General features: G+C 59.1%; 13 protein-coding genes. 6 read left to right on the top strand and 7 right to left on the bottom strand.

Features of this window, described 5'->3' with window-relative positions:
- Positions 1–115: 115 nt before the first annotated feature.
- From F8N80_RS16550 to F8N80_RS16535, 4 genes are all read right to left on the bottom strand, one after another.
- Positions 116–1300, bottom strand: coding sequence for an acetyl-CoA C-acyltransferase family protein (locus tag F8N80_RS16550; protein WP_150747565.1), 1185 nt, complete (start codon positions 1298–1300; stop codon positions 116–118).
- A 199-nt stretch (positions 1301–1499) separates the two neighbouring features.
- Positions 1500–1940 (bottom strand): helix-turn-helix domain-containing protein, encoded by a 441-nt coding sequence (locus tag F8N80_RS16545; RefSeq protein ID WP_150747564.1) that lies wholly within the window; start codon positions 1938–1940, stop codon positions 1500–1502.
- A gap of 4 nt (positions 1941–1944) precedes the next feature.
- Positions 1945–2268, bottom strand: coding sequence for a DUF4258 domain-containing protein (locus tag F8N80_RS16540; RefSeq protein WP_150747563.1), 324 nt, complete (start codon positions 2266–2268; stop codon positions 1945–1947).
- Positions 2269–2432: 164 nt separating this feature from the next.
- Positions 2433–2687 carry a DUF2790 domain-containing protein gene (locus F8N80_RS16535; protein ID WP_150784293.1) on the bottom strand — a complete coding sequence of 85 codons (255 nt, stop codon included), beginning with the start codon at positions 2685–2687 and terminating at the stop codon, positions 2433–2435.
- Between the two features lie 298 nt (positions 2688–2985).
- Between F8N80_RS16535 and F8N80_RS16530 the strand changes: the two genes are divergently transcribed.
- Positions 2986–4131 (top strand): alkaline phosphatase family protein, encoded by a 1146-nt coding sequence (locus F8N80_RS16530; protein WP_191632936.1) that lies wholly within the window; start codon positions 2986–2988, stop codon positions 4129–4131.
- Positions 4132–4251: 120 nt separating this feature from the next.
- Here the strand turns inward: F8N80_RS16530 and F8N80_RS16525 are convergent, their stop codons facing one another.
- Complete coding sequence (locus tag F8N80_RS16525; protein WP_150784292.1) at positions 4252–5181, bottom strand: LysR family transcriptional regulator; 930 nt, start codon at positions 5179–5181, stop codon at positions 4252–4254.
- A gap of 166 nt (positions 5182–5347) precedes the next feature.
- Here F8N80_RS16525 and F8N80_RS16520 point away from each other — a divergent pair, with 166 nt between their 5' ends.
- Complete coding sequence (locus F8N80_RS16520; protein ID WP_150747559.1) at positions 5348–6649, top strand: NAD(P)/FAD-dependent oxidoreductase; 1302 nt, start codon at positions 5348–5350, stop codon at positions 6647–6649.
- A gap of 54 nt (positions 6650–6703) precedes the next feature.
- Positions 6704–7792: a polyamine ABC transporter substrate-binding protein gene (locus F8N80_RS16515; protein WP_150747558.1), complete on the top strand. Its 1089-nt coding sequence runs from the start codon at positions 6704–6706 to the stop codon at positions 7790–7792.
- 64 nt (positions 7793–7856) lie between these two features.
- Here the strand turns inward: F8N80_RS16515 and F8N80_RS16510 are convergent, their stop codons facing one another.
- On the bottom strand, positions 7857–8369 hold the full coding sequence (locus tag F8N80_RS16510; RefSeq protein ID WP_150747581.1) for a DUF6644 family protein: 513 nt from the start codon (positions 8367–8369) through the stop codon (positions 7857–7859).
- Positions 8369–8719: a DUF6152 family protein gene (locus tag F8N80_RS16505; protein WP_150747557.1), complete on the bottom strand. Its 351-nt coding sequence runs from the start codon at positions 8717–8719 to the stop codon at positions 8369–8371. Before F8N80_RS16505 ends, F8N80_RS16510 begins: the two co-directional genes overlap by 1 nt.
- Before the next feature lie 364 nt (positions 8720–9083).
- Between F8N80_RS16505 and F8N80_RS16500 the strand changes: the two genes are divergently transcribed.
- Genes F8N80_RS16500 through F8N80_RS16490 form a run of 3 tightly spaced genes read left to right on the top strand, consistent with a single transcriptional unit; the run spans position 9084 to position 12079 of the window.
- Positions 9084–10055, top strand: coding sequence for a tripartite tricarboxylate transporter substrate binding protein (locus tag F8N80_RS16500; RefSeq protein WP_150747556.1), 972 nt, complete (start codon positions 9084–9086; stop codon positions 10053–10055).
- Positions 10052–10546: a tripartite tricarboxylate transporter TctB family protein gene (locus tag F8N80_RS16495; protein ID WP_150747555.1), complete on the top strand. Its 495-nt coding sequence runs from the start codon at positions 10052–10054 to the stop codon at positions 10544–10546. Before F8N80_RS16500 ends, F8N80_RS16495 begins: the two co-directional genes overlap by 4 nt.
- A 24-nt stretch (positions 10547–10570) precedes the next feature.
- Positions 10571–12079 (top strand): tripartite tricarboxylate transporter permease, encoded by a 1509-nt coding sequence (locus F8N80_RS16490; RefSeq protein ID WP_150747554.1) that lies wholly within the window; start codon positions 10571–10573, stop codon positions 12077–12079.
- Positions 12080–12103: the final 24 nt, after the last annotated feature.

Genomic DNA, 12103 nt, shown 5'->3' with positions numbered 1-12103 from the left:
GATAGTCACTCAGCCTATGAGGTTAGGTCATCACACCGATTTTCGAATGGTTTTGTCGATCACGCTCAAACTGCCCCCCGCTAAACGGGGGGCAAGGGGAGCGGGCGGGGGCTTGTCAGACGCGTTCGAACAACACGGCGATGCCCTGGCCGCCGCCGATGCACATGGTCGCCAGGGCGTAACGCCCCTGAACACGGTGCAGTTCATGAATGGCCTTGGTGGCGATAATCGCACCGGTGGCGCCCACCGGATGGCCCAGGGAGATGCCGGAACCGTTGGGGTTGACCTTCTCCGGGTCGAAGCCCAGTTCTTGCGCCACCGCACAGGCCTGGGCGGCGAAGGCCTCGTTCGACTCGATGACATCCAGGTCGGCGACGGTCAGGCCGGCGCGCTTGAGCACCAGGCGCGTGGCGGGAATCGGGCCCAGCCCCATCAGTTCCGGTTCGACACCGGCGTGGGCGTAACCGACCAGTCGGGCCATGGGCTTGAGGCCTTGCGCACGGACCATTTCACCGGTAGCCATGATCAGCGCACCGGCGCCGTCATTGAGGCCGGAGGCGTTGCCGGCGGTGACGCTGCCGTCTTTTTTGAAGGCCGGTTTCATCTTGCCCAATTGCTCGGCGTTGACCTCGGCGCGCACATGTTCGTCAGTGGCAAAGGTCACCGTACCTTTGCGGGTCGCCACTTCGATCGGCACGATCTGCTCGACAAAGCGGCCTTCGGCAATGGCTCGGGCGGCCCGTTGTTGGCTGACAAGCGCCAGTTCATCCTGGGCCTGGCGAGTGATGCCATAACGCTCGGCGATGTTTTCCGCGGTGATGCCCATGTGGAAACCGGCAAAGGGGTCTTGCAGCACGCCGAGCATGTAGTCGATGGCCTGCATGTCACCCATGCGTGCGCCCCAGCGTGCCTGCGGCAACAGGTAGGCGCCGCGGCTCATGGACTCGACGCCACCGGCCAGCGCAGCCCCGGCATCCCCCAGCATCAGACTTTGTGCTGCGCTGACGATTGCCTGCAAACCGGAGCCGCAGAGGCGGTTGACGTTGAAGGCCGGAGTTTCTTTGGGCAGGCCGGCATTCATTGCCACGGCTCGGGAGATGTAGGCATCACGTGTTTCGGTCGGGATCACATGCCCCATTACGGCGTGACCGATGTGCTCAGGCGCCAGACCTGAACGCTCGATGGCGGCGCGGCACACGTCGGTGGCCAACTGGATGGGTGGCACATCCTTGAGCGAGCCGCCAAAGCTGCCGATGGCCGAGCGCACGGCGCTGATAACAAAAATATCGGATGGGTTCATGGTGATTCTCCTGGATCAGCACCGGATTTTATTGAGCTTGGATGCTTTAATCTGAGGGCGAGTCTAGGTTCGGCAAAGCGTTGCGCCTATGCCGAAACTGCTCAAAGGCGCTGGTGTTTTTTGCCATTTTACTTGAAGTTCCCGGGTCTACTGTAGGAGCAAGCTTGCTCCTACAGTAGCTGTAGCATTGACGTTTTTGTCAGGCACATGTTTTTTCTTGTTCATGCCAGCCATTTTCAAACTGTAGATTGAGCTTATGAAGCTCGTGGTCCAGTTCGTTGATCGAGTTAATGGCAGCCATCAGGTCCGCCTCGCCAGTCTTGGCTTCCAGGTAAAGCCCGCGCAGGTAGCGGTCGTTTACAGTCGGAATCTTGTCAGTCTTTTCCCAGATCGCCACCGCCTGGGAGGTAAGCCCGACAATACCGGCCAGTCTTTCTTGCGATAAGCCCAGTTCTTTGCGCAGGAACCGAAACTCTGCACCGGTAAGTGCTGCTGGCTTTTGCGCAATAGTCTTGCCGATAAAGTCGTGAAGACCCTCGACATCCGTGATAGCAACAGACTCGCCATAAGCGGTCTCTTTCACCACGTAGCCGTTGCTAAGCCAAACGTTCGGCAAACCGCTTTCAACGTAGTGGTACATAAAATTATCTCTCCCTTTGCATCGTGGTCACTATGACGAGATATTTCCCATCCTCGTCGACATCGATTGCGCCGACAATCTGGAGGGGTGACCCGGCCCTGAACCATGAAATAGTGAATCTCCAATCGCCCCCTGGTGCTTGGTAGGGGCCATCAGTGACTTGTCCTCTGCGCAAGCATTCCATGACATCCGGCATGGTTATCTCCCGCTCAATCATGCGCGACCGCGCGTGTTTGGAATAAAAGACACGCTCAGAACCAATAGAAAGCTCTCTAATGATTTCCAGGGCTTTCTTTTTGGACAGCGGAAACGGCAGTAGGTCGCTCATGATTTTCTATAGTATTTATAGGTTGAGACAGCCTAAAGCTCAAGCCTCGATTGTCAAAGAGAAGAAATAAGATGTGACAACATAGGGGCGCATCGTCCGACGTAACGGGCTACAGAGGTCAGCCGCGCCAGTGTAGCCCGATCAAATGCGAGTACATCGCTGGCTCAATGATCACTGATGCACCACACACCCTGGGCCTGGTAATCCAGCACATGCTCGCGCCCCTGCTGGTCAAGGTAAGTGAACCGTGCGGGGACGATGCCGCACGCTTGCGTAATATCGGTACTGGTCAGCTCTTTGGCGACGTCCAGGTGGACGAAGAAACCGGGCTTGTCCTGTATGACAGGGTCGGCGGTGTGGGTATCGGCCAACGCCGGGCCGGCGAGGAGGGTGGCCAGACCGAGTGTGAACATTTTCATGATGATTCCCTCTGTTCAGGGCTGATTGGCTGCCGGAGGGTGGCCTGGCAATAAGTTCCGGTTAACCAGGCGATCCGCACAGCCGACCAACAGTTGAATGACAATTTTCTAATGAATTGGCGCCGTGGTTACGGCTGGCGACCGACGGCTCCCGGTGTGGGTGACCGACGACCCCACTGCAGGAATCGAGAGCGCCGGCTGCGCTGACAACTCGATGGCAAGTTTGTAATCTCCATGGCTTCAATCCCCTACGATGGAATCGGGTAGAGGCCATTCACACCGCTCAAGGAGGTGCGCCATGTTCCAGCCAGTCAGGTCCGGCCTGGCCAGTTTGACGAACTCGGTTCTTCAATCGCTGGGCGTCAGCGACAATGCGGCAAGCATCGTCTTGCCATGCTGCAAGCAGGTGGTGCTGTGTCTGGTTGACGGGCTGGGCGCTCAACTTCTGAACAGGTATGCCCACAGGGCTCCGTATCTGAGCTCACTGGTAAACAGGGGGGAGGGGCAAATACTGCATTCGGGCTTCCCGTCGACGACGGCTGCCAGCCTGGCTTCGCTGGCAACAGCAGAAGACAGCGGTAGTCACGGCATTGTCGGTGCGGCATTTAATGTCGAGGCGTGGCAGTTCAATCCTCTGTCCTGGCAGCTCTTCGACCCGCGCACCGGTCGACTTGAAGCTGCAGCCGCCTGTGCTGAAAAGATCGTTGCCAGCCAGTCGGCCTGGGTAAAGGCGGCTGCCGGTGGCTTGTTGATCAATGCGTTTCTGCCTGCCGCCATTGCCGGTTCGGCCTATACCCGGACCGTGTTCAATGGGGCCAAGGTCATTGCGTTCACTGATCCCGATGATCTGATGGCACGCTTTCGGTCGGTGTCAGGGTGCAATGATCGACAACTGTCGTACGTTTATTTCGGTGAGCTCGACCTGTGTGGACATTTGCATGGGCCAGGATCCGGGAAGTGGCAGGACACGCTCGAAGATATCGATCAACGAATCCGCAGTCTGCGAGATCAAATTGAGCAGGACGCGGTGCTAATAGTGACCGCTGACCATGGTATGACCACGGTCGATGATGCCAGGACGTTTGATTTTGACTTGATGCCGGACTTGCAACGGGGAGTAGCCAGTATCTGTGGTGATATTCGCGCGCGGCATGTTTATCTTCAAGACCCCACCGATGCCGATGCAGTGAAGCGCTGGCGCGAAGTTCTCGCAGGGCACTTTGAGGTGCTCACGCGAGAACAGGCATTGGCCCTTGGCCTGTTCGGGAAGAACGTGACGGATGCAGCGTGCAGGCGCATCGGAGATCTTTTGGTCATCGCCGGGGACGGTGCCGGTTTGGTTCGTTCAATCCGGGAACCCTTTCAGACATCCTGGATGGGTCATCATGGAGCGCTGTCGGATGAAGAGCAGCTTGTACCTTTGATTATCGCAACCGGGAGATAAAACGCCGCAAAAAGCGTTTCGATGAAGCGGTATCAATGTCTGATGACCTAAACGCCGTACGTCGGAATCGAGGAACGGTCCTTCATGAAAAAACTTCCAACAACAGTCACAACCCGGGAATCACCGGTGCCCCATGTGGGAGCGAGACCGGCTTGCCGGCGAAGGTAATTCGGCCTGCTGGGAGAACCATTGCATGATCAGCCCGCACGCCGGGTGAGAAGCCGCCGAAGGTTGCAGCTTCAGCGCGTATATTCCGCGGGTTTTCAAGGGGGGGCCGAAGGGTATGACCAGCACGCCCCGTTCAATGGATTCGACCGCCAGGGTCAAGTCGGTCATGGCGACCCCCAATCCTCGCGCTGCGGCATCGAGCGCCAGCTCGTCGAGGTTGAAGGGAATGTGCCGGTAATCTTCCAGCGACTTGCCGCCATTGGCGGACAGCCATTGGACCCAGTCATGCTTGTCCGCCGAACGATGCAGCAGCGGGAAACCCCCTAGATCCTCCACCGACTGCAACGGCCGGGTCGGGCTGCCCAGGCCCGGGGCGCACACCGGCACCAGGGCTTCCTCGAACAGGATCAGGCAATCCGGATCAGCGGACGGCTCCGGCAGATAGAGGATGTAGGCATCGCTATCGATCGCCGGTTCCACCACTTCAGTCGCCACGGTTTCGATCGACAGCGATACGTCCGGATGACTTCGATAGAACTCGCTCAACTTCGGCAGTAACCAGCGCACCGCCAGCGACACATGCATGCGGATGCGTAAAGGACGTTTCTGCGGTGCCAGCCGATCCTCCAGTGATTTCAACTGCGCCAGGATATTGCGCGCGATGGCCAGCACCTGTTCGCCTTCCGGGGTCAGGCGGACATTGCGGCTATTCCTTACGAACATGGGTAAGCCGAAGTGGCTCTCCAGTTGCTGAATTTTGCGGCTCACGGCGCTTTGGGTCAGGCACAGCGTCTGCGCAGCCTGGGTGAAGCTACCGCTGTCGGCGACTTCGACCAGTGCCTGCAAGGCCTGGAGCGAGGGAACGTGGCGAATGTTATCCATGCGTTTGCTGAATGGCTCGATGATTTTATAACGTTGGTTGTATTGCCGAAGGCCTTATAGATTCTAGCTCTAGCTACCGCCATCTCAAACCACTGATGCGATTGTTGCATGAGGTTGTGCTTTGGACAGAGACGGCTCGCGCAATGACAGTCGAATGAGGTGACGCATGGAAAATAAATGTGGCTGGATCGCGCAGGCTGGAGATTCTCGGGCACGCACTCGCCTGAGCGGCCCGCAAAAAGCTGACTGGCTGATTATCGGTGCCGGCATCACCGGCCTGTGCGCCGCTCATTCGCTGGCAGACATGCACCCTCAGGCACGCATTGTGGTTGTCGATCGGCAGCGCGCGGCGCAGGGGGCTTCGGCGCGCAACTCAGGCTTCGTGGTCGGCCATGAACACCCGACCGATGACGAGCTGATCGGCCGTCAGGGTTTTGCTGATTTTGAAGTGGATACCGAGATTTCACGGGTCGCCAGTGCGGAAGTCCGCCAGCGCATTGTTCGGCATGGCATCGAGTGCGATTTTCGCGATTCGGGTTATTACTTCGCTGTCAGCGATCCGGGCAAACTGACCCATGTCGAGGCCAAGCTGCAAACACTGAGAGCGGTCGGCGCCTCTGCGCAGTTCCTGCAAGGTGACGCACTGAGCAAAAAGCTCGGAACCAAGCATTACCAGGCCGCGATCTGGTGCGGCAATGGCAATGCCCTGCTGCAACCGGCGAAGTACGTGAAGGGCCTGCTCGATACGCTGCCGGACAGTGTCACCCTCTATGAAAATACCGATATCAGCGGGCTGGAGCGTCTGCGTAACGGAAGCCTTCGCGCCAATGCGGTCAACGCCAGCATCGAAGCGAAGCAGGTGCTCGTCTGCCTCAACGCGTTCATCCCCCGCGCAGGAATCACCGACAGCGGCACCTTCGCGATGGAACTCAGTGCCAGCCTCACGCGGCCGCTCAGTGACGAAGAGTTCCGCGCCATCGGCGCTGTCGAACCCTGGGGCGTGCTCTCTACCCGTCCGCTCGGGGCCACGGTGCGCCTGACGCCGGATCGTCGGGTGATGATCCGCAACACCGCGGAGTACCGTTCCCGGGACTTGTCCGACCGTGAACTTGCGCAGCGTCGAAAACACCATGTGCTCGGCTTGCAGCGCCGTTTTCCGTGGCTGAACGAGCAGGACATCCAATACACCTGGACCGGACACCTGAGCGCCTCACGCTCCGGCCAGCCTTACTTTGCCAAGGTCGAAGAGGGCGTTTTTGCCGTGGCCGGCTGCAACGGTTCGGGCGTCGCGCGCGGCACCCTGTGGGGACGCCTGCTCGCCGAACTGGCATCGGGTGCCAGCTCGCCGATCCTGACATCGGTCATGCACAGGGCTCAGCCGGGCTGGCTGCCGCCGCGTCCCTTGCTCGATATCGGTGCCATGCTGCGAATGCGCGTGGAAGCGGTCAGGGCCCGAACAGAAGTCTAGAAAACCCGGCATTCGGCAAACAATAAAAGCTCATCAATAACCAGGTGATTGAACATGCGCGTCAATAATATTCCGCTGATGGTCGTGCTGACGACGTTGTCGGCAGCCTGCTATGCCGACGAAGTCGTCAACATCTCAAACTGGAACGGCTACATCGCCGACGACACCCTGACCACGTTCACCAAAGAGACGGGAATCAAAGCCACCTACGACATTCACGACAGCAATGAAGTGCTGGAATCGAAGCTGATGACCGGTAACACCGGCTATGACGTGGTGAGCCCTTCGAACCATTTTCTGTCCCGATTGATCAAGGCAGGGGCCGTTCAGAAGCTTGATAAAAACCAGCTGCCCAACTGGAAAAACCTTGACCCGGCACTGATGAAAAAACTCGAGGTCAATGATCCGGGCAACCAGTATGGCTACCCCTACATGTGGGGCACCGCGGGTATCGGTTACAACGTCGAGAAGATCAAGGCGATCTTCGGCAACACCGATGTCACCCGCTCCTGGGATCTGTTTTTTGATGAAAACAACATCAAGAAACTGAGCCAGTGTGGCGTGGCGATTATCGATAACCCCACGCAAATCCTGCCGATCACCCTCAATTACCTGGGCCTGCCGCCTCACAGTCACGAACCTGCGGACTATAAGAAAGCCGAGCAGGCGCTGCTGAAAATCAGACCCTACGTGCAGTATTTCCACGCCTCCAAGTACATCAGCGACCTGGCGAACGGTAACGTCTGCGCGGTGATCGGTTTCAATGGTGACGTGGTGCAGGCGGCGGCCAGCGCCAAGGAAGCCAATAACGGCATCGACATCGCCTATTCGATTCCTGACGAAGGATCGACGTTGTGGTTCGACATGGTGGTCATGCCCAAGAGCGCGCCGCACGAGAAGAATGGCTATACCTACATGAATTACCTGCTGACGCCGCAGGTCATCGCCAACATCAGCAACAGCATCCACTACGCCAACCCCAACCTCGCAGCGGATCAGTATGTGGTTCCGGCCGTGAAGCAGGACCTGGCGATCTACCCGCCGAGCGGTGTGCTGGACAAGTTGTTTACCGTAGAGGAACTGCCTGCGGCCATCGCACGGTTGAGTACCCGGTTGTGGACCAGGCTGAAAACCAATACCTGACTGAGCGACCCGGTAAAAAAAGCCCGCCAGAAAAACGAGTGCGCGGCGTCGCAGGCAAGTTGGTTCAGGTGTACGCCAACAGTCGTCCGCACAGAATCACGGTGACCCATAGCGCAATCGAAAACAGCGCCTGGATCTTTGCGATGCCGGGCGCCGCAACGGCGGTGTTCCATTGGTTGACGGAGCGGTAGACACCGATGTGGAACAAGGCGGCATTGACGCCCGCCGCAGCGATCAGGCACAGCTTCAGGATAAACACGCCGTTGGAGGCGAAATCATGGGGATGGGCGGAAAACATCATCAGGCCGGCAGGCACGATCAACAACAGGGCGGCAATTGACCAGGTCAGGAGGTGGCGCGCCAGCGCCGTCACCGCGATATTTTTTGACAGCCCGAGCACCCGCAGATCGAACATCAGGACAGAGCCGACCAACACCGTGAAACCGATGATGTGAACCACCTCGATCATCGGATACAGCCACAGGTCGCCGCGCATGGCCGCCCCGACGGGCGAGTCATTCAACCAGTCCAGCCAGCTGTCCGGCCCCGTTCCACCGTTGCTATCCACGGCCTGCATCATCGCAGCTCCGTGGTCTTGCCGCCGACCGTGATGCGTTCGGCGCGCAATTCTTCAGGTTTGTTGCGATTCTGATAGCCGACCACGGTGGCCTCGTTGCCCACACTCAGCATGTCCCTGGTAAGGCCGCGATTCTCCATGCGCGAGGGCGGTGCGAGGACGACGGTCCAGGTCTTGTCCGCTGTCTTGAGGCGCACGAAACCATGGGGATGGGAGTAGCCCGACTCTTCAATCGTGCCATTGAGCTCCAGGGATTTGCTGGAGTCGTATTCACTCCAGCCGTGATGGGCGAACGCCGCTGTTGCCGCCAGTAACAGTGACAATCCAATGCCGCCGAGTATGCCTTTCATGACAAGTTTCCTGTTGCAGATTATTGAACAACTTGATTCCCGACGTAACAGGCCAGGGTTCAGCGCAGATGGTTTTTAGAATAACTCGGCATTGTTCAGCGCTGTAGCGCGCCATCAGGGTTAAGTGTTTCTGAAAAAGTAGAAGTTTGAATATCAATAAGTTGCTAGTCGGTAACGCGCCTTCACAACAAGACACTCAACAGCCCAAGTGGTGGCGCCCCTTTCGAAGCGACTCATCCTGTGTATGTCGTCGTCCTGACTATGGCCTACGCTTATCCGCAGGCCAAGCTTCATTGAACAGGGATTGCGCCCTGATCGACGTTCAGCCGGCAACGATAAAAATAATGCAATCGGGAGACAACTCATGTCCGCTTTGTTCCATCGATTCAATCGTTACCTTGCAGCCGGCATTGCTGCTGCGGCCCTTGCCGCACCGGCCTTTGCGCTGGACACCGTCAAGTTCATGGCCCCAGGCTCCGTGGGCGGCGGTTATGACCAGACCGCACGGGTGTTGGGCAAAGCCTTGGTCGAGGCCAAAGCGGCGAAATCCACCACCTTCGAGAACAAGGGCGGAGCAGGGGGGACCCTGGGGCTGGCGCAGTTCGCCAACAGCACCAAAGGCGATCCGAATGCGCTGCTGGTGGTCGGCGCGATCATGGTCACGGCCATTGAACAGAACAAGCCGCAAATCACCTTGAAGGACGTGACACCGATCGCCCGGCTGTTCACCGAATACAACGTGCTCGCCGTGCGCAAGGAGTCCGAATTCAAGACCCTGGAGGACTTGCTCAAAGCCTTTAAAGACAAGCCGACCAGTATCGCCTGGGGCGGTGGTTCCAAGGGTTCGATCGATCACATCGGGATTGCCGAGCTGGCGGGCAAAATGGGTGTGCCGGTCAACAAGGTGAATTACGTCGCCTTCGCCGGTGGCGGTGAAGTCGTGGCCCAGGCCTTGGGCGGCCAGATCAAGGTGATCACCGGTGGTTATGCCGAACTTGGCCAATACATCAGGAACGGCCAGTTCCGGGTACTGGCTATCGGCGCGCCGGAGCGTGTGGCCGGCATCGATGCGCCGACGCTCAAAGAGAGTGGCTATGACGTGACGATCGGCAATTGGCGTGGCGTTTACGGCGCCGCGGGCCTCACGCCAGAGCAGCGCAAGGAAGTGACCGACGCGGTCGTGGCCGCTACCAACAGCAAAGTCTGGAAAGACAATATCGACACCAACAAATGGTCACCCAACGTCCTGACCGGCGATGAGTTCGGCAAATTCGTCGACGAAGAGCACGTGCGGCTGCGGGCGATGCTGGTCGAGGTCGGGCTGGTTGCGAAATGACTCAGCCTCGCACGATTGTGCCGACGCAACTGGCGATTGGCATCGGTGTGATTGCCGTTAGCGCCGTGTTGGCGTTTGGCGCCTATCGGTTTCCCCCCGAGATGGGGTTCGTCATCCTCGGGGCGCACGTCTATCCCTATGCCGTAGCGGCATTCCTTGGCGCCGTAGGCCTGTTGCTCAGCTATCAAGCGGTCACGGGTGGCTTTCGCGAACTGGCAGACGACACCGATGGGACGGCTGGCGTCGTACCGGACGGAAAAGCCGGTGCGGCCTGGGTGACGGCGGGTCTTCTGGGGGTGGCGTTGCTCATCAACTTCATCGGCTTCGTGTTGGCGGCCGCGTTGTTGTTTGCCTGTTCGGCACGGGGTTTCGGCAGCCGCCGTCCAGTGCGCGATCTCGCCATCGGCATGGCCCTGACCCTGCCGATTTACTGGCTGTTCAACGCCGGGCTGGGGGTTTCCCTGCCGCCCCTGGTCAACGCCTGGATCTGAACCGGGCCGAAGGAGATCGATACGGTGGACATTCTCGCAAGCCTGGCGATGGGATTTTCCTCGGCACTGACGCCGATCAATCTGATGTGGGGGTTTATCGGCTGTTTGCTGGGCACTGCGATTGGTGTCCTGCCGGGCATCGGGCCGGCACTGACGGTGGCCTTGCTGTTGCCGATCACCGCCAAGGTCGATCCCACCGGGGCGCTGATCATGTTTGCCGGTATCTATTACGGCGCTCAATTCGGCGGTTCGACCACGTCCATTCTGCTCAATACCCCCGGTGAATCATCGTCCATGGTCACGGCCCTGGAAGGCAATCTCATGGCCCGCAACGGTCGAGCGGGACCGGCTTTGGCCACGGCGGCGATCGGCTCGTTCGTGGCCGGGACCATCGCGACGATACTGCTGACCCTGTTTGCCCCCCTTGTGGCCAAACTCGCGCTCAAGTTCGGTCCTGCGGAGTATTTCGCGATTCTGGTGCTGTCCTTCACCACCGTGTCTGCGGTACTGGGGGCCTCGATGCTGCGAGGCTTTGCCTCATTGGGGATCGGCCTGACCGTGGGCTTGATTGGCCTGGACTCGACCTCGGGCATTGCCCGGTACACCTTGGGCGTCCCCGAACTGGTGGATGGCATCGAGGTGGTGCTGGTGGCAGTCGGTTTGTTTGCCGTGGGGGAGGCCTTGTACAGCCTGCTCTATCAAAAAGAAGCTGCAGCCGGCCGGCACCGGTTGACCTCTTTATGGATGACCCGCTCCGACTGGAAGCGCTCGGTTCCCGCCTGGCTGCGCGGAACACTGATCGGTTTTCCCTTCGGCTCGATCCCGGCCGGTGGTGCTGAAATTCCGACGTTTCTGTCCTATTCGACCGAACGCAAACTCAGCAAACACCCGAAAGAATTCGCCGCCAGCAAAGGCGAGGGCGCCATCGAAGGTGTTGCCGGCCCCGAAGCCGCCAACAACGCGAGCGCGACCGGCTCTCTGGTGCCGCTGCTGACACTCGGCATTCCCACCTCCGCCACCGCGGCGATCCTGTTGGCCGCCTTCCAGAACTACAACCTGCAACCGGGGCCGATGCTCTTCGAGACCTCGGGCGACCTGGTCTGGACCCTGGTGGCTTCGCTGTACATCGGCAACGTCATACTGCTGGTGTTGAACCTGCCGCTGGTGGGTCTCTGGGTGAAGCTGCTGCAGATCCCCCGGCCTTACCTGAACGCCGGCATCCTGGTGTTCGCCACCATCGGCGTGTACGGCATGCGCCACTCTTCCTTCGATCTGTTGCTGATGCTGGCGATCGGTTGGGGCGGGGTCCTGATGCGGCGCTTCGACTTCCCCGTCGCCCCGGTGATCGTGGGCATGCTGCTGGGGCCGATGGCCGAAAAGCAATTGCGCAATGCCTTGTCCATCAGCGAGGGGGACTGGATGGTCTTTCTGACGCAACCCATATCGGCGGCGTTCCTGGCGCTGACATTGCTGGTGCTGCTGGTGCCTCATCTGCTGCATGCGCGGGGTATCAAGTTGCATGAGGATGATTGAACGTCCTTGCGCTGAACGCTTGCC

The organism is Pseudomonas fluorescens (assembly GCF_902497995.1).
GTDB classification, from domain to species: domain Bacteria; phylum Pseudomonadota; class Gammaproteobacteria; order Pseudomonadales; family Pseudomonadaceae; genus Aquipseudomonas; species Aquipseudomonas fluorescens_BK.
Note: the sequence above shows the minus strand (reverse complement) of the source record. Positions and strands in the feature narration are given on the sequence as shown.